Below are 21,745 nucleotides of genomic sequence, written 5' to 3'. Positions count from 1 at the left end.
GCCTGAGGGGTATGAGCGAGCAGAAGAGTTCCTCGGACGCACACCGGTGGCAGGGTCTGGCGACCCGGGCGATCCACGCGGGCTACCGGCCGGATCCGGCCACCGGCGCCGTCAACGCCCCCATCTACGCCAGTTCGACCTTCGCCCAGGACGGTGTGGGCGGCCTGCGGGGCGGGTTCGAGTACGCCCGCACCGGTAACCCGACCCGGGCCGCGCTGGAGGCGTCGCTGGCCGCCGTCGAGCAGGCCGACTACGGGCGTGCGTTCAGCTCCGGGATGGCCGCCACCGACTGCGCACTACGCGCGGTGCTGCGCCCCGGCGATCACGTCGTCATCCCCGATGACGCCTACGGCGGCACCTTCCGCCTGATCGACAAGGTCTTCACCCAGTGGGGTATCACCCACACGCCCGTGCCGCTGTCGGATATCGATGCCGTCGCCGCGGCCATCACGGCGCAGACGAAGCTGATCTGGGTCGAGACACCGACCAACCCGCTGCTCAACATCGCCGATATCGCCGCGCTGGCCACCGTGGCTCGTGCGCGTGGCGCGAAACTTCTGGTGGACAACACCTTTGCCTCACCCGCGCTGCAGCAGCCACTGACCCTGGGGGCGGATATCGTGCTGCACTCGACCACCAAGTACATCGGCGGGCACTCCGATGTGGTGGGTGGTGTCCTGTTGACCAGCGACGAGGAACTGGACGCGGCGTTCGGATTTCTGCAGAACGGGGCGGGCGCGGTTCCCGGCCCGTTCGACGCCTACTTGACCATGCGGGGCCTCAAGACCCTGGTGCTGCGGATGCAGCGGCACAGCGAGAATGCGGCCAAGGTCGCCGAATTCCTGGCCGAACATCCAGCCGTGGCGGCGGTGTTGTATCCGGGGCTGGACAGCCATCCCGGGCATGCCGTCGCGGCCAAGCAGATGACCGGATTCGGTGGCATGGTGTCGGTGCGGCTCAAGGGCGGACGCGCTGCGGCCCACGAATTATGCGCGCGCACAGAGATTTTCATTCTTGCTGAATCTTTGGGCGGAGTGGAGTCGCTGATCGAGCATCCCGGCGCCATGACGCATGCCTCCACTGCGGGATCGCAGCTGGAGGTGCCCGACGATCTCGTCCGGTTGTCGGTCGGTATCGAGGAATCCGCCGATCTGCTCGGCGACCTCGAGCACGCGCTCGGTTAGCCGGCCAGCGCCTGCCGCAACGCCGACGCGGTCACCGCGAGGTTGACCTCCGCGAGCCCCGTCGGTTGTTCGTCGACCCAGCTGCCCAGCGCGATCTCACCGGCGCGGGCATGTACCCAGCGCCAGCCGCGGTCGTTGAGGCTCAGCAGCGCACCGAGGCCGTCCACCGCGTGCAGCAGCGAGATGATGGCCGCGGTCGGCGGTGGGGGAGGGTGCCGGTCGAACAGCGCCGCCAGCAAGGCCGCGCGGGCCGCGTCGACGCGATCTCGGCGGACGAGAGGCAAGGTGTCGGGCTGTGGCATCCGGCGGATCTGCCCGATGTGCTCCAGCCAGCCCACCAGATGGTCCTCGCTGTGCTTGTGCAGCTTGGTCAGCGCGGTCGCGGGCCGCAGGGGACGGCGCTGCAGGAGCTCGAAAGCGGGGCCGGTCACCGGGTCCAGGGGGCCGGTCCCGGTCAGCGCGACCAGGTGCCCCGGCGCAACCCGTTCACCGTCGACCGCCGGCCGAACCCGGCAGGCAAGGGCGAGGTCCAGGAGTACGGCCGCGCCGACGACGCGCTGACGCCGTCGTCGTTCAAGGCCGGGGAGGGCCGACGAATTGTCGAGCAGGAGCAGAAGCAGGTCCTCGGCGATCTGGGCCATCGGGGATCAACCCTAGCGGTCGCCGAGGACGGCAGCCTCAGGCGTGATACGGCTCCGCGCTGAGCAGGGTCACCGTGACGGTGTTGCCGTTGGGAATCGTGTAGCTGCGGGTATCGCCGACCTTGGCGTCGAGCAGCGCCTCACCCAGCGGTGACTTCGGCGAGTAGACCTCCAGCTTGCCGTCGCTGACGCCCTCCTGACGGGTGGCGATCAGGAAGGTCTCGGTGTCGCTCTTGTCGTCGCCGTACTGCACCTTCACCACGGAACCGGGCAGCGCGACGCCGGACTGCTTGGGAGCTTCGCCGACCTTGGCGCTGTTCAGGAGTTCCTGCAGCTGCCGGATGCGCGCTTCTTCCTGGCCCTGCTGCTCGCGGGCGGCGTGGTAGCCGCCGTTCTCGCGCAGGTCGCCCTCTTCGCGACGGTCGTTGATCTCGGCGGCGATGACCGGCCGGTTGGCGATCAACTGGTCCAGCTCCACCTTCAGCCGGTCATGTGCTTCTTGGGTCAGCCAGGTGACCTGGGTATCGGTCATATCCTCGCGCTCCTGTCGTTGTTTGTTCTTGCGCTGCGCCGCGTGGGTGCTGTGGCGTGATGCCACATTCGCAGCCGCAGATCGCGTACTAAAGCAGCAATACACGGCTCCAGCCGGAACCGTGTATCGGGCCAGTCTACCACCGCCGGGTCAGCGGATTTTCATGATTTGGCTGTTCGGCGTTGGTTGTGCCGACGCCCGCAGCGGTCCCGCGGGAGCACGGCTAGGGGGTTCGCAGATATGCGGGCACATCGGTGCCGCAGCCGTAGATATCGCCGACAGCGGGCGGCTTGGTCGTCTTCACCTCGGTGGTGACCTGCACCGATGTCTCGGTCGAGGGCGGGACCAGGATTTCACGCCGGCCCACCTCGCCGCCGTCCTTGGACCGCGCCCGCACGATGCACACCACCGGCCGCCCCGGATCGGCACGGGTCACCGTGATGGTCACCGACACCGTCTGGTTGTCGATCAGCTTGTACCCGCCGAGTTCGCCCTTGACGTCCCCGGCGCCCAGCCGGTTGAACGCGACGAGCGCGAGGGCCACCCCTGCCGTCACAATCAGTGCGGTCAACCCGATGGCCACCCGGCGGCGGGTACTGCGGGACAATCGCTCACGCCCATACCGGGCGGCGGGACGGTCGATGGTCAAGGTTTTGGCTGCCCGTCGGTCGGTTGCTTCTACTAGGACTGGAACTATAGGACTGTGGGCATGAAGAGGCGGCGGCCGCGGTTGTGGAAAGAAAACCGTTAGATGAGACGAGATGACTGAACTGCGATTGATGGCGGTGCACGCCCACCCGGACGATGAATCCAGCAAGGGTGCGGCGACCACCGCACGGTATGCGGCTGAAGGTGTCCGCGTCATGGTGGTGACGCTGACCGGCGGAGAACGCGGGGACATCCTCAATCCGGCCATGGACCTGCCCGAGGTGCACGGCCGGATCGCCGAGGTGCGCCGCGACGAGATGGCCAAGGCCGCCGAGATCCTCGGCGTCGAGCACCACTGGCTGGGCTTCGTCGACTCCGGGTTGCCCGAGGGCGATCCCCTGCCGCCGCTGCCGGACGGCTGCTTCGCCGCGGTGCCGCTGGTCGAACCCGTCGAACGGCTGGTGCGCGTGATCCGGGAGTTCCGGCCCCACGTGCTGACCACCTACGACGAGAACGGTGGCTATCCGCACCCCGATCACATTCGCTGCCACGAGGTCAGCGTCGCCGCCTACGAGGCCGCCGCCGACCATCTGCGCTACCCGGACGCGGGTGAGCCGTGGAGCGTGTCCAAGCTCTACTACAACCACGGCTTCCTGCGCCGCCGCATGCAGATGCTGCAGGACGAGTTCGTCAAGCACGGCCGCACCGGACCCTTCGACAAGTGGCTGGAGCACTGGGATCCCGAGTTCGACGTCTTCGAGGGGCGGGTCACCACCCGGGTGCACTGCTCGGAGTACTTCGCCCAGCGTGATGACGCGCTGCGAGCCCACGCCACCCAGATCGACCCGACCGGCGATTTCTTCCACGCGCCCATCGAGTGGCAGCAGCGGCTGTGGCCGACCGAGGAGTTCGAACTCGCGCGCTCGCGGGTACGGGTGCAATTGCCCGAGACAGACTTGTTCACGGGAATCGAGACATGACCGATACGTTTATCCTGATCGCCGGCCTCCTCGCCGAGGAGGGGCCCCGCGATACCGGGCCCGATTTCGGTAAGGCCAGTCCGCTGGGCCTTGTCGTGGTCGTCATCCTGTTGATCGGCACCTTCGCCCTGGTGTGGTCGATGAATCGGCACCTCAAGAAGCTGCCCGAGTCGTTCGACCCGGAGCACCCGGAGCCGGATCAGGCCATCGACGAGGGCACGACGGGTGAGTTCAAGGATGACGCCAAGGGGTAACACGCTCGGCGGGGCCACCAGCCCGTACCTGCGCCAGCACGCCGACAACCCGGTGCACTGGCAGCAGTGGAGCGCCGAGGCGCTGGCCGAGGCCGCCGCGCGGGATGTCCCCATCCTGCTCTCCATCGGATACGCGGCCTGTCACTGGTGCCACGTGATGGCGCACGAGTCGTTCGAGGATATCGAGGTCGCCGCGGCGGCGAACGCCGCGTTCGTCTGCATCAAGGTCGACCGCGAGGAACGCCCCGATCTGGACGCGGTCTACATGAATGCCACCATCGCACTGACCGGGCAGGGTGGCTGGCCGATGACGTGCTTCTTGACCCCGGACGGCCGGCCCTTTTTCGCCGGCACCTATTACCCCAAAGATGGTTTCTTGCACTTACTCTCGGCGGTCGAGGAGACCTGGCGGGAGCGACGGGCCGAGGTGGAGCAGGCGTCCGAGGCCATCGCGGGCGAACTGCGTGCGATGGCCACTGCCCTGTCCGGCGGTTCCGCATTGGAGCCTGCGCTGTGCGACCACGCGGTGGCCGCCGTGCTCCGCGACGAGGACCCCGCATACGGCGGTTTCGGGCGGGCGCCCAAGTTCCCGCCGTCGGCGCTGCTGGAAGCGCTGCTGCGACACGACGAGCGGACCGGAACCGGCCTCGAGGTGGTGGAGCGGACCTGCCAGGCCATGGCCCGCGGGGGTATCTACGACCAGCTGGCCGGCGGCTTCGCCCGCTACAGCATCGACAATGCCTGGGTGGTACCGCATTTCGAGAAGATGCTGTACGACAACGCGTTGCTGCTGCGGGTATACGCACACTGGGCGCGGCGCACCGGAAACCCGTTCGCGCGCAGAATCGCCGGCGAGACCGCCCGGTTTCTGATCGAGGAGCTCGGCGACGGCGGCATGTTCATCTCGTCCCTGGACGCGGATTCCGGCGGGGTGGAAGGCCTGACCTACGTGTGGTCGCCGGAGCAGTTGCGGGAGGTCCTCGGTGCCGACGACGCCTCCTGGGCCGCTTCGCTTTTCGGCGTGACGGAGGCGGGGTCGTTCGAACACGGGACGTCGGTGTTGCAGCTGCCGGTGGATCCCGACGACGCGGCCCGATTCGCGCGGGTCCGGGACATGCTGCTGGCCGCACGCGCGCAGCGGGTCCAGCCCGGGCGGGACGCCAAGATCGTCACCGCCTGGAACGGGCTGGCCGTCACCGCGCTCGCCGAGGCCTCGGTGGCGCTGGGGGAGCCCGAATATCTCGATGCCGCAACGCATTGCGCCCGTACGCTGCTGAACCTGCATCTCGTCGACGGTCGGCTGCGCCGGGTCAGCATGGGTGGGGTGGTCGGTGGCAGCGCGGGAATTCTGGAGGACTACGCGGCGCTGGCCATCGCGCTGCTGACGCTGTATCAGCTCACCGGCACGTGGTTGCCCGAGGCGACCGGACTGCTCGACACCGCGCTCGCGCACTTCGCCGACGCCGACGCCGACGCCGACGCCGACGCCGATGGACGCTGGTTCGACACCGCCGATGACGCCGAGACCCTGGTGCTGCGCCCGGCCGATCCATTCGACGGGGCGACCCCGTCGGGGGCGTCGTTGATCGCCGAGGCGCTGCAACTGGCCGCGCACCTGACCGGCGCGGAGCGTTACGCGACGGCGGCGGGCGCCGCCCTGGCCGCGGCGACCCCGATCCTGGGCAAGGCGGCGCGCTCCGGTGGGCACTGGCTGGCGGTGGCCGAAGCGGCGGTCCGCGGCCCCCTCCAGATCGCCGTCGCCTGCGATCCGGACCACTCCGAACTGCTCACCGCGGCAAGGAGGTTGGCACCGGGTGGGGCGATCGTCGTCGGCGGCCCGGCGGACAGTACCGAACTGCTGACGGGCAGGGACCGCATCGCCGGGCGCGACGCCGCGTATGTGTGCCGCGGCCGGACCTGCGATCTACCGGTGACGACGGCGGAGGATCTCGCCGCGGCGCTGAGTCGCGCCGTGTAGCGTGCGGCGCATGCCCACTCCCGAGCAGATCACCGCCACCGTTCACCGTTACCTCGAGCTGGTCGCCAAGGGCGCACCCGACGAGGTCGTCGAGCTGTATGCCTCCGATGCCACGTTGGAGGACCCGGTCGGCGGCGAGGTGCACATCGGTCGGCAGGCCATCCGCGGCTTCTACGCCAATATCGAGAACGTCAAGGGCACGACCGAGATCCACACCCTGCGCGCACTCGGTCACGAGGCGGCTTTCTACTGGCAGCTATCGCTGGACTTCGGCAACGGCGTCGGGATGAGCATCGAGATCATCAGCGTCATGACGTTCGACGCGGACGCCAAGATCACGTCGATGAAGGCCTACTGGGGGCCGGACAACGTCACCAACCACTAGAAAACTGCGAACCACATCGCGATGTAGTGGCAGATCGCCGCTACCGCGGTGCAGGCGTGGAAGAACTCGTGGTGACCGAAGGTCGTCGGCCACGGATTGGGCCACTTCAGTCCGTAGAGCACACCGCCGATGCTGTACAGCGCGCCGCCGACGATCAGCAGCACCACCGCCGCGACACCCGCGCCGTCCATGATCGGGCCGATGAACCATGCCGCCACCCAGCCCAACAACAGGTACAGCGGGACGCCGACCCAGGCCGGCGCGGACGGCCAGAACATCTTGAGCAGCACCCCGGCGGCGGCACCGCTCCACACGATCCAGAACAGCACCATGCCCTTGGAATCGGGCAGGGCCAGCAGGGCGAACGGCGTGTAACTGCCCGCGATGAACACGAAGATCGTCGAGTGGTCCAGACGCTTCATCCACTTGCGGGCGTTCGGCGATGTCCAGTTGACCCGATGGTAGGTGCCGCTGACGGTGAACATCGCGACGATGGTGAAGGTGTAGATCAGGGTCGACACGCCGGCGCGGGTGCCCTGCAGCGACCACGACACCGACACCAACGCCGCACCCGCGATGAACGCGACGATCGCCGAGTAGACGTGGATCCAGCCGCGGGCGCGCGGCTTGCCCAGGAACTGGGCCACTCCGTCGACGACGGCGGCAGGCAGGTCGCCGGGATCGTCGGAGGATTGGGTGGTGGCTGCCGCCGACCGGTACGGCCGGCCGGCGTCGATCGGAGTTGTCATCGTCACCTCCACTGACTGGGTCACCTCCACTGACTGGCATGGGAGAGCCTGGTTGCCACAGTAGTCTGATTTTCGTGGAGATCATTCCCCCGCGTCTCAAGGAGCCGGCGTACCGGCTGTACGAGATGCGGTTGCGCAACGAGCTGATCCGCTCGAAATCCGAACTCCCTCGCCATATCGCCGTGTTGTGCGACGGCAACCGGCGCTGGGCACGTGACGCCGGCTACGACGATGTCAGCTACGGCTACCGCAAGGGTGCGGCCAAGATCGCCGAGATGCTGCGCTGGTGCCAGGCCGCGGGCATCGAACTGACCACCGTCTACCTGCTGTCCACCGAGAACCTCGGGCGCGACCCGGACGAGTTGTCGGCCCTCATCGAGATCATCACCGATGTCGTCGAGGAGATCTGCGCCCCGGACAATCACTGGAGCGTGCGGACCGTCGGTGACCTGGAACTGCTCGGAGAGGAACCCGCCCGCCGGCTCCGGGAGGCGGTGGACGGCACGGCGAGAACGGCCACCAGCGGTCCCGGTTCCTTTCACGTCAACGTGGCCGTCGGCTACGGCGGTCGGCAGGAGATCGTCGACGCCGTGCGGGCCCTGTTGAGCAAAGAACTCGCCAACGGGGCCACCGCTGAACAACTCGTCGAGGCGGTCACCGTCGATGCGATCTCGGAGAACCTCTACACCTCCGGGCAGCCCGATCCCGACCTTGTCATCCGCACCTCGGGTGAGCAACGTCTCTCCGGATTCCTGTTGTGGCAGAGCGCATATTCGGAGATGTGGTTCACCGAGGCGCACTGGCCGGCCTTCCGTCGCGTCGACTTCCTGCGCGCGCTGCGCGATTACACCCGGCGCCACCGGCGCCACGGCCTGTAACCACCATGACCTGGCTGTCGGCGGTCGTCTTCGCACTCAGCTGGTGGCTCGGCCTGTATCTGCTCGCCCGGAATCCGCGTAAGCCCGTGCTGGCGCTGGCCGCGGCCGGGCTGACGAGTTTTGCCGCGGTGGTCGCACTGGACGCGGTGCGGGTGGCGGCCGGCGGGCCGGAGCGCAGTACGCATCTGCTGAGTCAGGTCGAGGTCTACCTCGTCGTGCTGCCCGGCATCTTCTGGTTCGCGGTGTTGCTGGAACTGTCCCGCCCCCAGGACAACCCGCCCGGGCGGGCGCGTGAGTTCGTGGCGGTCGCGGTGGTGGCTGCGGTGGCGTTCACCGGCGCCGCCATGGCGGGCAACGTCGACGGTCCGCTGCGCGCCGGCCACTGGGTGATGTTCGCCGCGGTGTCGGTGTCCTCGCTGGGGGCGATGGCCTCCACGACGCTGCGGCCCGTCCAGCCGGTCCCGGTGGTGCGCTTCGTCGTCGTGGCCACCCTGTTCTTCGCGCTCGGCAACGCCATCCTGGTCATCCCGCTCGGCCTGGTGCCCAGTTGGCTTGCGTTGGCGTCCACCGGGTTCGACGTGGCCCTACTCGGGGTGGCCGTCGCCCTGTCCGACGCCTTCGACGAGGGGCAGGCCCTGCGCGCCGACATGCTGCGGTCGTTCACGGCGACGGCGGTGGTGGCCCTGGTGTTCGGGGCGCAGGCCCTGGTCGGCCTCGCCGTGGCGGGGCCGTCGGCGCGGACGGCGCTGACGGTACTGCTGTTCACCAGCATTGCGATCGCCGTCACGATCAACGTGCTGGCCGATCCGCTGGCCGGACTGCTGGACCGGGTCACGTTCTCGCGCTCCCCGCAACTGCGGGCCGACCGTGCCGCGTTGCGCCGCACCGAGTCCGCCCTGCCGCTGCGCTCGGCGCACCCACTGGACCAGGTCGACGACGAGGCGTTCGCACGCCTGACCCGGCGCGCACTGGGCCACTACGGTGACCTGTCCAAACTGGTGGCCAGTCCGCTCACCGCGCTGCCCATCATCGATGTCCGGCTCGCTTCTCGGGGCGCACCCGACCAGCCGCTGGAGCGGGCCAACGAACTCCGGGCGCTGTTGGCCGACCGAATCGCCGCGCTCAAACCACGCGACGGCGGCGACTTCGGCACCAGCGAGCAATGGCGGCACTACAACTCGCTGTACTTCCCGTACGTCGCCGGCGTGCGCGCCTACGCCCAGAACGCCACCGCATCCGGACTCGACCCGGTGGCCCGACAGGCCTGGCAGTGGCTGGTCACCGAGGTGCCGCAGCGATCCCTGCACAACTGGCAGAACGCCGCGGCCCGCGTCATCGCGGCCGACCTGCGCGGCGGGCAGGTGGCGCACACGGGCTGACCTGGGCTTGGCAGTGTCTGGCAGCGACCGGGGCAGACCTGGCAGTGGATTTCTCGCAACGTTGGTGGTGTTCAGCACCCTCGACGAAGAGGAGCCGAACCTCCGACCCGGTGCGGGGTCGTCCCGCTAGAGGTTGGCGTGATGCCCCCGCACCGGTCTCTCCTCACCCCCCCCAACAGGGAAGGAATGTTCGATGACCACTTTCACCGCCCCCACCACCCGGGCCAGGGATGGGTTGGTCCGCTTCGCGATGCGCCTGGACGCGGTGCTCGTCGGGATCGCCGGGATCCCGTTCGTCGCTGCCGCAGACTGGCTGTCCTCGCTGACCGGGGTCCCGGTCGCCGTCGAGTACGGCCTCGGGGTGTTCTTCCTCGGCTACGGCGTGGTCGTGTACTGGCTCGCGGGCCGGGATCGGGTGCGCCCCGGTGCGATCGCCACCATCACCGCCAACGCGCTGTTCACGGTCGGCTTCGTGGGACTGGCCGAGGCCGGCATCTGGCCGCTGACCACCTGGGGTTACGCCCTGCTGTTCGGGGGTGCGCTGTACACCGCGGTGATCGGCAGCGTGCAGTACGCCGGCCTTCGCCGGATCTGAACGCCCGCCGTTTCAGAGCTTGCGCAGCCGCAGCCGGTTGATCGAGTGATCGGAGTCCTTGCGCAGCACCAGGGTTGCCCGGGGCCGGGTCGGCAGGATGTTGTCGATCAGGTTGGGCCGGTTGATCGAATGCCAGATATCGCGGGCCGCGAACACCGCCTGCTCGTCGGTCAGCGTCGAGTAGTGGTGGAAATGTGAGGCCGGGTCGGCGAAGGCGCCGGCCCGCATCGACAGGAACCGGGAGACATACCACTGCTCGATATCCTCGATGCGGGCGTCGACGTACAGCGAGAAGTCGAACAGGTCCGAGACCATCAGTGCCGGCCCGGTCTGCAGCACATTGAGGCCCTCCAGGATGAGGATGTCGGGCTGGCGGATCAGCTGCTTTTCACCGGGCACGATGTCGTACAGCAGGTGTGAATACACCGGGGCGCAGGCCACCTCCGCCCCGGATTTGACCGCGGTGACGAAGCGCATCAGCGCTCTGCGGTCGTAGCTCTCCGGAAAGCCCTTGCGATGCATCATGTTCCGGCGTGCGAGCTCTGCATTCGGGTACAGGAAGCCGTCGGTGGTCACCAGGTCGACCCGAGGATGGTTCTCCCACCGGGCCAGTAGTGCCTTGAGCACGCGGGCGGTGGTGGATTTCCCGACGGCGACGCTGCCCGCCACTCCGATGACGAACGGCACCGGGTTCTCCGGTGTCTGCTCGCCGAGGAATTCGGCGGTGGCGGCGAAGAGCAACTGATGCGCGGCGACCTGCAGGTGGATCAACCGCGCCAGCGGCAGGTAGACCTCTTCCACCTCAAGCAGGTCGATCTGCTCACCCAGGCCGCGCAGGCTGCGCAGTTCCGCTTCGGACAACGCAAGGGGGGTGGCCATACGCAACGCGCGCCACTGGGCTCTGTCGAACTCCACATATGGGCTCGGCTCACTCGGCCGCGGCATGCGGTCAGTCTTGCATCTACGGTTGACGTCATGGACGCCGGCACGGATTCAGAGGCCCTGATTCGCGAGTATCTCCTTCTCGGTCTGCGCTTCGACCGGGTCGAGGAGGGCTATGTGGACTCCTTCACCGGCGATCCGCAGCTGCGCCGCCAGGTGGCCGATGAGGCCACTCCCGATCCGGCCGACCTGGCCCGACAGGCCCAGCGACTGCTCGCCCAGGTGCCCGGAAGCGGCCTGGACGGTCCCCGCGCGGACTATCTGTCGGCACATCTGAAGGCGCTGGCCTGCGCGGGACGCAAGTTCGCCGGCGAGCAGGTGGGCTTCGTCGAGGAGGTGCGCGAGTACTTCGACGTCGACATCGTCAAGGGCGATCCGCAGCGGTACCGCGATGCGCACCGCCGGCTCGACGAGGTGGTCGGCGGCACCGGCTCGCTGGCCGAACGGATGCACGCCTACCGCAGCGGCGAGGAGATCCCGCCGGCACGCCTGGAGGAGGCCATCCACGCGTTCTCCTCGGCGCTACGGGACAAGGTGCGCGCCACCTATCCGCTGCCCGAGGCCGAGACCATCACCTACGAGGTGGTCACCGACAAGCCCTGGTCGGGATTCAACTACTACCTCGGTGACTACAAGTCGACCGTCGCCGTCAACGCCGACCTCAAACAGCAGATGTCGAATCTGCCGCGGCTGGTGGCCCACGAGTCCTATCCCGGCCACCACACCGAGCACTGCCGCAAGGAGGCCGGCCTGGTGGCCCGCGACGGTCAGGCCGAGCAGACCATCTTCCTGGTCAACACCCCGCAGTGCCTGATGGCCGAGGGCCTGGCCGACCTGGCGCTGTACGCGGTCGTCGGCGACGAGGCGAGCGGAGCGACGGGAAATGGGCGGGGCTGGGGTCCATGGGCGGCGGAGATCTATGCCGACCTCGGGTTGCGCTTCGACGGGGACCGAGCCGCCGCCATCGCCGAAGCCTCCGCGGCGCTGGCCGATGTGCGCCAGGACGCGGCGCTGATGCTGCACGACGAACACCGCGACGTCGACGAGGTGGTGGCCTACCTGTCCACCTGGCTGCTGACCACCGAGACCCGGGCCCGCCAAATGCTGAAGTTCCTGTCCTCCCCGCTGTGGCGCGCCTACACCAGCACCTACGTCGAGGGATACCGACTGCTGCGCGGCTGGCTTGACGCCCGCCCGGCCGAGGTGTCGCTCACCGAGCGGTTCGGCCGGCTGCTGGACGAACCGCTGATCCCGTCCGCTCTGCGGGCCGCCTAGCGGCAGGTTCGGCGCGGTGAAACCGCGTCGTGGTGGGGCGATAGGCTGGTGCTCATGACTGCAGATTCGACCGTCAGCGCACTGGGCGCCGACTACGCCGCCACCGCCAGCGAGGCTTACCGGGCCGCCTTGCAGGTCATCGAGCAGGTCGAGCCCCGGGTCGCCGCCGCCACCCGCAAAGAACTCGCCGATCAACGGGATTCGCTGAAGCTGATCGCCAGCGAGAACTACGCCTCCCCGGCCGTGCTGCTGACCATGGGTACCTGGTTCTCCGACAAGTACGCCGAGGGCACCGTCGGGCACCGCTTCTACGCCGCCTGCCAGAACGTCGACACCGTCGAGGCGCTGGCCGCCGAACACGCCCGTGAACTGTTCGGCGCCCCCTACGCCTACGCACAGCCGCACTCCGGTATCGACGCCAACCTGGTGGCCTTCTGGGCCATCCTGGCCACCCGGATCGAGGCCCCCGCCCTGGCCGAGCTGGGCGCCAAGCACGTCAACGACCTGTCCGAGGCGGACTGGGAGACGCTGCGCAACAAGCTGGGCAACCAGCGCCTGCTGGGCATGTCGCTGGACACCGGTGGGCACCTGACCCATGGCTTCCGGCCCAACATCTCGGGCAAGATGTTCCACCAGCGCAGCTACGGCACCGATCCCGAGACCGGTCTGATCGACTACGCCGCCGTCGCCGCCGCGGCCCGCGAGTTCAAGCCGCTGATCCTGGTGGCCGGCTATTCGGCGTACCCGCGCCGGGTGAACTTCGCCAAGATGCGTGAGATCGCCGACGAGGTGGGCGCCACCCTCATGGTCGACATGGCCCATTTCGCCGGCCTGGTCGCGGGCAAGGTGTTCACCGGTGACGAGGATCCGGTGCCGCACGCGCACATCACCACCACCACCACGCACAAGTCGCTGCGCGGCCCGCGTGGCGGCCTGGTGCTGGCCACCGAGGAATACGCCCCCGCTGTCGACAAGGGCTGCCCGATGGTGCTCGGCGGTCCGCTGAGCCACGTGATGGCGGCCAAGGCCGTGGCGCTGGCCGAGGCCCGTCAGCCGGCGTTCCGCGAGTACGCGCAGCGCATCGCCGACAACGCCAAATCCCTGGCCGACGGTTTCCTCACCCGCGGCGCACGGCTGGTGACGGGCGGCACCGACAACCATCTGGTGCTGCTCGACGTCACCTCGTTCGGGCTGACCGGCCGCCAGGCCGAGTCCGCACTGCTGGACGCCGGCATCGTCACCAACCGCAACTCCATCCCGAACGATCCGAACGGCGCCTGGTACTCCAGCGGCATCCGGTTCGGCACTCCGGCACTGACCACCCGCGGCTTCGGCGGCGAGGACTTCGATCGGGTCGCCGAGCTGGTGGTCGAGGTGTTGAAGAACACCGCCGTCGAAGGCACCTCCAAAGCCAAGTACAAGCTCGCCGAGGGCACCGCCGACCGGGTGAAGGCCGCCTCAGCCGAGCTGCTGGCCGCCAACCCGCTCTACCCGGGCCTGACGCTCTGAGCCTCGGAGAGCGACACGCAGCGGACAATTTCGAGAAACATGTGTATGAGGGTTACAGTTATCTCATGGCACAGAAAACGCCTCCGGTTGCTAATACGCTGACCCTCGAGCTGGAGCCTGTCGTCGCGGAGAACCTCACTCGCCATCTGGCGACCGAGGAGCCCTGGTACGGACACGACTACGTGCCGTTCGACCAGGGCGAGAACTTCGCCTTCCTCGGCGGCAAGGACTGGGACCCGTCCGACGTGACGCTGCCCAAGCCGGTCACGGATGCCCTTGAGATCCTGCTCATCACCAAGGACAACCTCGCCGCGCACCACCGCGAAATCGTCGAGCACTTCATCCTGGACCAGAAGTGGGGCCGCTGGATCGGTCGCTGGACGGCCGAGGAGCACCTGCACGCGATCGCGCTGCGCAACTACCTCGTCGTCACCCGTGAGGTCGACCCGGCGGCCAATGAGGACGTCCGCGTCGAACACGTGATGAAGGGTTACCGCGCCGACAAGCTGACCCAGATCGAGACGCTGGTGAATATCGCGTTCTTCGAGCAGTCGAACGCGGTGTTCTGCCGCAACCTGGAAGCTCAGATCACCGATCCCACGCTCAAGGGCCTGGTCGGCAAGATCGCGACCGACGAAGAGCGGCACGCGGTGTTCTTCTCCAACCTGGTCGCCCATGTGGCGACCACCGCACGCGCGGAGACCGTGGCGGCCGTCGTGTCCCGAGCGGCCGAACTCGGTCTGGTCGGTAGCGATATCGACGCCTATGCCGACAAGGTGGCCTCGGTGGCGTCGGCGGGCATCTTCGACCAGGCCGCGCTGGCGGCCGTCGTCGCTGATCGGATCGCCGCGTGGGGACTGGCCGAAGAACCAGAGTTACGAGAGTTCACGCACGCGTAACCTGTTGTGCCGGTTGACCCGGCGCGCCTGCCGCGCGCACCGTGCGGACCGGGAGTAGCGTCGCAAGGGATGGCTAGCAACTTGCTTTGCTGTCCGGGCGGTACCGATCGTTTCGACAAGAACGGGACCGGCCCCGGTCCAGGTACCGCAGCGCCCGCCGAACTGCCTTCGCGGGGCCGCGCGGGCTTAGGAGCGCCTCGTGACTGATTCTCAGATCCGGACCTACGTGCTCGACACTTCCGTGTTGCTGTCCGATCCTTGGGCGTGCACACGGTTCGCCGAGCACGAAGTAGTGGTCCCGCTCGTGGTCATCAGTGAATTGGAAGGCAAACGGCACCACCATGAACTCGGTTGGTTCGCCCGACAAGCCTTGCGCTTGTTCGACGACCTACGCCTGGAACATGGCCGGCTGGATCAGCCGATCCCGGTGGGTACCCACGGTGGGCGTCTGCACATCGAGCTCAATCACAGCGATCCGACGGTGCTTCCGGTCGGTTTCCGCACCGACACCAACGACGCGCGCATCCTGACCTGTGCGGCCAACCTGGCCGCCGAGGGCAAGAACGTCACCCTGGTGAGCAAGGACATCCCGCTGCGGGTCAAGGCCGGCGCGGTGGGCCTGACCGCAGACGAGTACCACGCCCAGGATGTCATCACCTCCGGCTGGACCGGTATGTCCGAGCTGGACGTGGCCGCCGAGGAGATCGACACGCTGTTCGCCGAGGGTGAGCTGGATCTGGCAGCGGCACGGGATCTGCCGTGCCACACCGGCATTCGGCTGCTGGGTGGCAGTTCGTCGGCGCTGGGACGGGTGAACGCCGACAAGCGCGTGCAGCTGGTGCGCGGTGACCGCGAAGTGTTCGGCCTCCGGGGAAGGTCAGCCGAACAACGCGTCGCCCTCGATCTGCTGCTGGATGAGTCGGTGGGAATCGTGTCCCTGGGCGGCAAGGCGGGTACCGGTAAGTCGGCGCTGGCGCTGTGCGCGGGCCTGGAAGCGGTGCTCGAGCGCCGCACCCAGCGCAAGGTCGTGGTCTTCCGTCCGCTCTACGCCGTCGGCGGCCAGGACCTGGGCTATCTCCCGGGCAGCGAGAGCGAGAAGATGGGGCCATGGGCCCAGGCCGTCTTCGACACCCTGGAAGGATTGGCCAGCCCCGCGGTGCTCGAAGAGGTGCTCAGCCGCGGAATGCTGGAAGTGTTGCCGCTCACCCACATTCGTGGCCGCTCGCTGCACGATTCGTTCGTCATCGTCGACGAGGCGCAGTCGCTGGAGCGCAACGTGCTGCTCACGGTGCTGTCCCGGTTGGGGGCGGGTTCGCGGGTGGTGCTCACCCACGACGTCGCCCAGCGCGACAACCTGCGGGTCGGCCGGCATGACGGTGTGGCCGCGGTGATCGAGAAGCTCAAGGGTCACCCGCTGTTCGCGCACATCACCCTGATGCGCAGCGAGCGGTCCCCGATTGCTGCGTTGGTCACCGAGATGCTGGAGGAGATCAGCCCCGAGGCGCTGCCCTGACCTGAGTGATTTCGGCGCGCTCGCGTGCGCTCAGCGAGCGTGAGCGCGCCGAAATCGCCAGCCGGTAGGCTGCTTGGGTGTCACGACATGCCTGGCTGTGGACCGTCCTCGGGGTCGTGGCGGCCGTCGCGATCCTGATCGTCGGCAGCCTGTCCGGTCACATCCGCCGCGACGATCCCGACGCGGTGAACTGTGCAGAGGTCAAGTGCGTCGCGCTGACGTTCGACGACGGGCCCGGTCCCTACACCGACAGGTTGCTCAAGATCCTGCAGGACACCGATTCCAAGGCGACATTCTTCCTGATCGGCAACAAGGTCGCGGCCAACCCCGCCGGCGCCAAGCGCATCGCCGAGGCGGGTATGGAGATCGGCAGTCACACGTGGGAACACCCCAATATGACGGCCATCCCGCCGCAGGCGATTCCCACCCAGCTCAGCAAGGCCAGCGCCGCCATCGAGGCGGCGACGGGGCAGCGGCCCAAACTGCTGCGCACCGCCGGCGGCCTGATCAACGACGCGGTGCTGGCCGAGGCGGCCAAACAAGGGCTGGCCGACATCAATTGGGATGTCATCCCGTTCGACTGGTTCAACGACGCCAACACCGCGGCCACCCGCTACATGCTGATGACGCAGATCAAACCCAATTCGGTGGTCCTGTTCCACGACACCTATTCCTCCACAGTCGATCTGGTGTACCAGTTCATCCCGGTGCTCAAGGCCAACGGCTATCACCTGGTCACGGTCACTCACATGCTCGGGGAACGGCAGCCGGGAACCAGCTACGGCAGTCGAGAAAACGGGGCCCCTGCAAACGATCTCACCGATATCCCGCCGGCCGAGATACCCGCGTTGCCCCCGACGCCGTCACCGCCGCCGATGCCGAACTTCCCGATCACCGATATCCCCGGGGCGAACTCCGGCGGTCCCAACAACGGAGCCTGACGGCCTGAGCCGGTGATGTTTAGCCACCTGGGCAAGGCGGCTACCCGAGTCGTGGAGAGCGTGAATCCCCACACCGGAGGAGAACAACATGGCCAGCCCCGTGCAGCGTTTCGTCGGCGCGACCGCGTACGACGTGACCGGCCACCGGATCGGCAAGATCGGCCAGATATTCGTCGACGCGTACACCCACCAACCGAAGTGGGTGACGGTCAATCGCGGACTGTTCGGGCTTTCGTCGTCCTTCGTCCCGCTCGCCGGCGCGCATTGTGACCGCAACGCCGTGACGGTGGCCGTCGACAAGGACAGCGTCAAGCAGGCGCCCAATCCGCGCGCGCGTGAGGGCATCACCTCCGAAGAGGAACACGAGCTGGCTCGGCACTACCGTTTGCCCGCGGCACCGCCGCCCGCGCCGGCGCCGCCGGAACGGTCGACGGGCCGGCACAGTGCGGGTATCGACATCGCGACGGCCGCGGCCGGGATCGGCGGCACCGCCATCAACACCGCCGCCCACGGCGTCCACGACACACCGCCGAAGGAGTAGCGCGCCCAGGGGGGTCTTTGGCGTCCCCGTCGCTTCGCTCGCCCGGGTTTTGATTCCCCGTCGCTTCGCTCGCCCCGGGTTTTGATTCCCCGTCGCTTCGCTCGCCCTGGTACCCCTAGTATTCCGCGGTATGCACACCGGCACCGCGCTCGCCCTCACCGTGCTGGTGTTGATCTACGCCGTCATCTCCGGTCTGGTCAACAAGTGGTACCTGGCGCCGGCGCTGGTGTTCGTGATCATGGGAATGGTGCTCGGGCCGTTCGGACTCGACGTGGTCGCCGCGGATGACAGCCACACCTTCACGACGCTGGCTCAGCTGGCCCTGACCGTCATCCTGTTCAACCAGGCGGCGTCGCTCGATCTGGTGCGGGCGGTGCGCCGCGGCCATGCCACCTTCCGGCTGCTGGTGGTCGGCATCCCCCTGGCACTGCTACTGGGCACGGCGACCGCGCTCGTGCTGCTGCCCGTGCTGCCGCTGTGGGAGGCGGTGTGTCTGGCGGCCGTCGTGGCGCCGACGGAGGTCGCGCTGATCGACGCCCTCCTGGAGGACCATCGCATTCCCGAGCGGGTACGGCACGCACTGTCGGTGGAGAGCGGCTGCTATGACGGGTTCGCGCTCGCGGCGGCACTGGCCGCGCTGGCGCTGGCATCGGAGCACTCCGACGGCGATATCGGACGCTGGGGCTGGATCCTGGTGCACACCGAGTTGTTCGCGGTGTTGGTGGGTGCGGTCATCGGACTGGTCGGCGGCGTGGTGGTCGCCGCGTCATGGCGCCGGGGCTGGATGAACGACACCTGGGCGCAATTGGCCACGCTGGCGTTGGCGCTGGTGTGCTTCGGATTGGCGGAACGAATCCACGCCAGTGGATTCGTCGCGGCCTTCGTGGGCGGGCTGGGCTTCGCCGCAATCGCTCGCCATGCGGACACCTCGGTGCCCACCCAGGTATCCAATGCCGCCGGTCAAGTGCTCGAGCTCGTCGTGTTCGCCATCTTCGGCGGCTACGCGATATTCACCGGCTGGCGCGAGATCGATTGGCGCACCGTGCTGTTCTGTGTGGCCGTGCTGGTGCTGGTGCGGCCGGTCGCGGTCCAGCTGGCCCTGCTCGGCACCGATGTGCCGATGCGCAGCCGTTGGTTCATCGGCTGGTTCGGTCCGCGCGGGATCGGCACGCTGGTACTCGGCCTGCTGGTGCTGGGCCACGGCACCATCCAGAACACCTCGGTCATCACCGAAGCGGTGGTGATCACCGTGACGCTGAGCCTGCTGCTGCACAGCCTGACGGCCTGGCCGGGTATCCGATTCGTCGCGCCCGACCGGCTGGCGGCGGGTGCCGCTCAGCCGTGAGCCCGGGGCCCTGGCGGTGACGCCGGCCGGGGCGACGATCCGTCACTCGCCTGGCTTGACCTTCGCCATGGCCAACACGTCGAGGCGCCTGTCCAGTTCGGCCTCGGAGAGCTTGTCGCCGATCAGGCCGCGGTCGATCACCGTCTGGCGAATCGTCTTGCGTTCTTTCAGGGCTTCCTTGGCGACCTTGGCCGCTTCTTCGTAACCGATCGCGGAGTTCAGCGGCGTCACGATGGACGGCGACGACTCCGCGAGCTCGCGCAGGTGCGCCTCGTTGGCCACCAGGCCGTCAATGCACTTGGTGGCGAACAGCTTCGACACGTTGGACAGCAGGGTGAACGACTCCAGCACGTTGCGCGCCATCATCGGGATGTAGACGTTCAGCTCGAAGGCGCCGGACAGGCCGCCCACCGTGACGGCCGCATCGTTACCGATGACCTGCGCGGCCACCTGGGTAACCGCCTCGGGCAGAACCGGATTCACCTTGCCCGGCATGATGGAGCTGCCCGGCTGCAGATCCGGCAGCTGGATCTCGCCCAGCCCGGTCAGCGGGCCAGAGCCCATCCAGCGCACATCGTTGGCGATCTTGGTCAGCGACGCCGCGATGGTCTTGAGCGCGCCGGACGCCTCGACCAGTCCGTCGCGCGCGGCCTGGGCTTCGAAAGAGTCCTTGGCGGTGCGCAGTTCGGCGATACCGGTCTGGGCCACCAGCACCTCGACGACCTTGGCGCCGAAACCGTCGGGGGCGTTGAGGCCCGTGCCGACGGCGGTACCACCGATGGCCAGCTCACCCAGGCGGGGCAGTGTCGCCTTGACCCGCTCGATGCCGGCCTCGATCTGGCGGGCGTAGCCGCCGAACTCCTGGCCCAGGGTGACCGGCACCGCATCCATCAGGTGGGTGCGGCCGGACTTCACCACGGTGCGCCACTGCTTGGCCTTCACCGCGAGCGACTCGTGCAGGATCTCCAGCGCCGGGATCAGGTGGCGCACAGCAGCTTCGGTGGCCGCGATATGCGTGGCGGTGGGGAAGGTGTCGTTGGAGCTCTGCGACATGTTCACGTCGTCGTTGGGGTGCACCGTCACCGGGGGGTTGAAGCCGGCCGCGATGGATGCGATGACCTCGTTGGCGTTCATGTTGGAACTGGTGCCCGAACCGGTCTGGAACACGTCGATGGGGAACTGGTCGTCGTGCAGGCCGTCGGCGATCTCACCGGCTGCGGCGATGATCGCGTCGGCCTTCTCCGGCGCCAGCAGGCCCAGGTCCTTGTTCACCTGCGCGCAGGCGCCTTTCAGCAGACCCAGGGCGCGGATCTGCGTGCGCTCCAGACCACGGAAGGAGATCGGGAAGTTCTCCACTGCTCGCTGGGTCTGGGCCCGCCACAGGGCATTGATCGGCACGCGGACCTCGCCCATGGTGTCGTGCTCGATGCGGTACTCGGGCTCGCCGGCTTTCTTATCGACAACGCTGTCGGTCATCTGTGTCCTTTTCTCGATGAAGGAGGGGTCAGGGGAGCGTCAAGGAAGGGGATGTGCTGCGGACAGGTCCCCGGTGAAGTCCACCGCGGAGTATTCGTTGAGCTTGGACAGGCGGTGGTACGCCTCGATCATCCGGACCGTGCCGGACTTCGACCGCATCACGATGGACTGTGTGGTCGCGCCGCCGCCGGAGTACTGAACGCCCTTGAGCAGGTCACCGTCGGTGACGCCGGTGGCCGAGAAGAACACGTTCTCGCCGGAGACCAGATCCTCGGTGTGCAGCACCCGGTCCAGGTCGTAGCCCCGGTCGATCGCCTTCTGGCGCTCGTCGTCGTCGGTGGGGGCCAGCCGGGCCTGGATCGCGCCGCCCATACAGCGGATGGCCGCGGCGGCGATGATGCCCTCGGGGGTGCCGCCGATGCCGACCAGCAGATCGGTACCCGACCCGGGGCGGCAGGCGGCGATGGCGCCGGCGACGTCACCGTCGGAGATCAGCCGGATCCGGGCGCCCGCCGCACGTACGTCGGCCATCAGCTGTGTGTGCCGCGGCCGGTCCAGGATGCAGACGGTCAGGTCGGCGACGCTGGACTTCTTCACCTTGGCGACGCGTTTGATGTTCTCCGCGATGGGGGCGGTGATGTCGATGACGTCGGCGGCGTCCGGGCCGACGGCGATCTTGTGCATGTAGAACACCGCGGACGGGTCGAACATGGCGCCCCGCTCGGCCACCGCGAGCACCGAGATGGCATTCGGCATGCCCTTGCTCATCAGCGTGGTGCCATCCACCGGGTCGACGGCGAAATCGCACTCCGGACCGTCGCCGTTGCCGACCTCTTCGCCGTTGTAGAGCATCGGGGCGTTGTCCTTCTCGCCCTCGCCGATCACCACCACACCCCGCATCGAGACGGAGTTCACCAGTTCGCGCATCGCGTCGACGGCGGCGCCGTCGCCACCTTCTTTGTCGCCACGCCCGACCCAGCGGCCGGCGGCCATCGCCCCGGCTTCGGTGACACGGACCAGTTCCAGTGCGAGGTTACGGTCGGGGGCTTCCCGGCGTGATCGGGATGAGCCGCTTACGCGAAGACCGTCGTCGGATGTCAT

General features: G+C 68.0%; 22 protein-coding genes. 15 read left to right on the top strand and 7 right to left on the bottom strand.

Features of this window, described 5'->3' with window-relative positions:
• Positions 1-11 precede the first annotated feature (11 nt).
• Positions 12-1,184 carry a cystathionine gamma-synthase gene (locus FHU31_RS28165; RefSeq protein ID WP_167164225.1) on the top strand — a complete coding sequence of 391 codons (1,173 nt, stop codon included), beginning with the start codon at positions 12-14 and terminating at the stop codon, positions 1,182-1,184.
• On the opposite strand, the gene FHU31_RS28160 is transcribed toward FHU31_RS28165, so the two are convergent.
• The 3 genes from FHU31_RS28160 to FHU31_RS28150 form a co-directional block, all read right to left on the bottom strand.
• Complete coding sequence (locus FHU31_RS28160) at positions 1,181-1,825, bottom strand: GPP34 family phosphoprotein (protein WP_167164223.1); 645 nt, start codon at positions 1,823-1,825, stop codon at positions 1,181-1,183. The genes FHU31_RS28165 and FHU31_RS28160 overlap by 4 nt on opposite strands.
• 37 nt (positions 1,826-1,862) lie before the next feature.
• Entirely contained in the window at positions 1,863-2,357 is a 495-nt protein-coding gene (gene greA, locus FHU31_RS28155) for a transcription elongation factor GreA (RefSeq protein ID WP_090362636.1), read from the bottom strand.
• Positions 2,358-2,580: 223 nt separating this feature from the next.
• Entirely contained in the window at positions 2,581-3,006 is a 426-nt protein-coding gene (locus FHU31_RS28150; protein WP_090362639.1) for a DUF4307 domain-containing protein, read from the bottom strand.
• A 112-nt stretch (positions 3,007-3,118) separates the two neighbouring features.
• On the opposite strand from FHU31_RS28150, the gene mca reads away from it, so the two are divergent.
• Genes mca through FHU31_RS28130 form a run of 4 tightly spaced genes read left to right on the top strand, consistent with a single transcriptional unit; the run spans position 3,119 to position 6,602 of the window.
• Entirely contained in the window at positions 3,119-3,985 is an 867-nt protein-coding gene (gene mca, locus FHU31_RS28145) for a mycothiol conjugate amidase Mca (RefSeq protein ID WP_167164219.1), read from the top strand.
• The gene (locus FHU31_RS28140) at positions 3,982-4,239 is read left to right on the top strand and encodes a hypothetical protein (RefSeq protein ID WP_090362646.1); all 258 of its coding nucleotides are present in this window, start codon (positions 3,982-3,984) and stop codon (positions 4,237-4,239) included. The genes mca and FHU31_RS28140 overlap by 4 nt, the downstream gene beginning before the upstream one ends.
• A complete protein-coding gene (locus FHU31_RS28135) occupies positions 4,223-6,217 on the top strand; it encodes a thioredoxin domain-containing protein (RefSeq protein ID WP_167164217.1) in 1,995 nt (664 codons plus the stop codon). Before FHU31_RS28140 ends, FHU31_RS28135 begins: the two co-directional genes overlap by 17 nt.
• 10 nt (positions 6,218-6,227) lie before the next feature.
• Positions 6,228-6,602: a nuclear transport factor 2 family protein gene (locus FHU31_RS28130; RefSeq protein WP_090362782.1), complete on the top strand. Its 375-nt coding sequence runs from the start codon at positions 6,228-6,230 to the stop codon at positions 6,600-6,602.
• On the opposite strand, the gene trhA is transcribed toward FHU31_RS28130, so the two are convergent.
• Complete coding sequence (gene trhA, locus FHU31_RS28125; protein WP_167164215.1) at positions 6,599-7,351, bottom strand: PAQR family membrane homeostasis protein TrhA; 753 nt, start codon at positions 7,349-7,351, stop codon at positions 6,599-6,601. The two genes, FHU31_RS28130 and trhA, sit on opposite strands and share 4 nt — an antisense overlap.
• Before the next feature lie 74 nt (positions 7,352-7,425).
• On the opposite strand from trhA, the gene FHU31_RS28120 reads away from it, so the two are divergent.
• The 3 genes from FHU31_RS28120 to FHU31_RS28110 all read left to right on the top strand — a co-directional run bounded on the left by FHU31_RS28120 (position 7,426) and on the right by FHU31_RS28110 (position 10,203).
• Positions 7,426-8,229: a (2Z,6E)-farnesyl diphosphate synthase gene (locus FHU31_RS28120; RefSeq protein ID WP_167164213.1), complete on the top strand. Its 804-nt coding sequence runs from the start codon at positions 7,426-7,428 to the stop codon at positions 8,227-8,229.
• Between the two features lie 5 nt (positions 8,230-8,234).
• On the top strand, positions 8,235-9,608 hold the full coding sequence (locus tag FHU31_RS28115; RefSeq protein ID WP_167164211.1) for a hypothetical protein: 1,374 nt from the start codon (positions 8,235-8,237) through the stop codon (positions 9,606-9,608).
• 193 nt (positions 9,609-9,801) lie between these two features.
• Positions 9,802-10,203: a hypothetical protein gene (locus tag FHU31_RS28110; protein ID WP_167164209.1), complete on the top strand. Its 402-nt coding sequence runs from the start codon at positions 9,802-9,804 to the stop codon at positions 10,201-10,203.
• A 12-nt stretch (positions 10,204-10,215) separates the two neighbouring features.
• On the opposite strand, the gene coaA is transcribed toward FHU31_RS28110, so the two are convergent.
• A complete protein-coding gene (gene coaA / locus FHU31_RS28105) occupies positions 10,216-11,148 on the bottom strand; it encodes a type I pantothenate kinase (protein ID WP_167164207.1) in 933 nt (310 codons plus the stop codon).
• A gap of 30 nt (positions 11,149-11,178) precedes the next feature.
• Here coaA and FHU31_RS28100 point away from each other — a divergent pair, with 30 nt between their 5' ends.
• The 7 genes from FHU31_RS28100 to FHU31_RS28070 all read left to right on the top strand — a co-directional run bounded on the left by FHU31_RS28100 (position 11,179) and on the right by FHU31_RS28070 (position 19,168).
• Positions 11,179-12,420, top strand: coding sequence for a DUF885 domain-containing protein (locus FHU31_RS28100; protein WP_167164205.1), 1,242 nt, complete (start codon positions 11,179-11,181; stop codon positions 12,418-12,420).
• Between the two features lie 54 nt (positions 12,421-12,474).
• Complete coding sequence (locus FHU31_RS28095) at positions 12,475-13,929, top strand: glycine hydroxymethyltransferase (protein WP_167164203.1); 1,455 nt, start codon at positions 12,475-12,477, stop codon at positions 13,927-13,929.
• A gap of 65 nt (positions 13,930-13,994) precedes the next feature.
• Positions 13,995-14,828 (top strand): acyl-ACP desaturase, encoded by an 834-nt coding sequence (locus tag FHU31_RS28090; RefSeq protein WP_167164201.1) that lies wholly within the window; start codon positions 13,995-13,997, stop codon positions 14,826-14,828.
• Positions 14,829-15,027: 199 nt separating this feature from the next.
• Positions 15,028-16,341: an RNA 5'-3' helicase PhoH2 gene (locus FHU31_RS28085; RefSeq protein ID WP_167164199.1), complete on the top strand. Its 1,314-nt coding sequence runs from the start codon at positions 15,028-15,030 to the stop codon at positions 16,339-16,341.
• Between the two features lie 77 nt (positions 16,342-16,418).
• Positions 16,419-17,282: a polysaccharide deacetylase family protein gene (locus tag FHU31_RS28080; RefSeq protein ID WP_167164197.1), complete on the top strand. Its 864-nt coding sequence runs from the start codon at positions 16,419-16,421 to the stop codon at positions 17,280-17,282.
• An 88-nt stretch (positions 17,283-17,370) separates the two neighbouring features.
• A complete protein-coding gene (locus FHU31_RS28075) occupies positions 17,371-17,823 on the top strand; it encodes a PRC-barrel domain containing protein (protein WP_167164195.1) in 453 nt (150 codons plus the stop codon).
• A gap of 130 nt (positions 17,824-17,953) precedes the next feature.
• On the top strand, positions 17,954-19,168 hold the full coding sequence (locus FHU31_RS28070; protein WP_167164193.1) for a cation:proton antiporter domain-containing protein: 1,215 nt from the start codon (positions 17,954-17,956) through the stop codon (positions 19,166-19,168).
• A 42-nt stretch (positions 19,169-19,210) separates the two neighbouring features.
• Here the strand turns inward: FHU31_RS28070 and FHU31_RS28065 are convergent, their stop codons facing one another.
• On the bottom strand, positions 19,211-20,644 hold the full coding sequence (locus tag FHU31_RS28065; protein WP_167164190.1) for a class II fumarate hydratase: 1,434 nt from the start codon (positions 20,642-20,644) through the stop codon (positions 19,211-19,213).
• Positions 20,645-20,683: 39 nt separating this feature from the next.
• Positions 20,684-21,745, bottom strand: a complete 1,062-nt coding sequence (gene glpX / locus FHU31_RS28060; RefSeq protein ID WP_167164188.1) for a class II fructose-bisphosphatase — start codon at positions 21,743-21,745, stop codon at positions 20,684-20,686.

Origin of the sequence: Mycolicibacterium fluoranthenivorans (assembly GCF_011758805.1) — a bacterium.
GTDB lineage: Bacteria > Actinomycetota > Actinomycetes > Mycobacteriales > Mycobacteriaceae > Mycobacterium > Mycobacterium fluoranthenivorans.
Note: the sequence above shows the minus strand (reverse complement) of the source record. Positions and strands in the feature narration are given on the sequence as shown.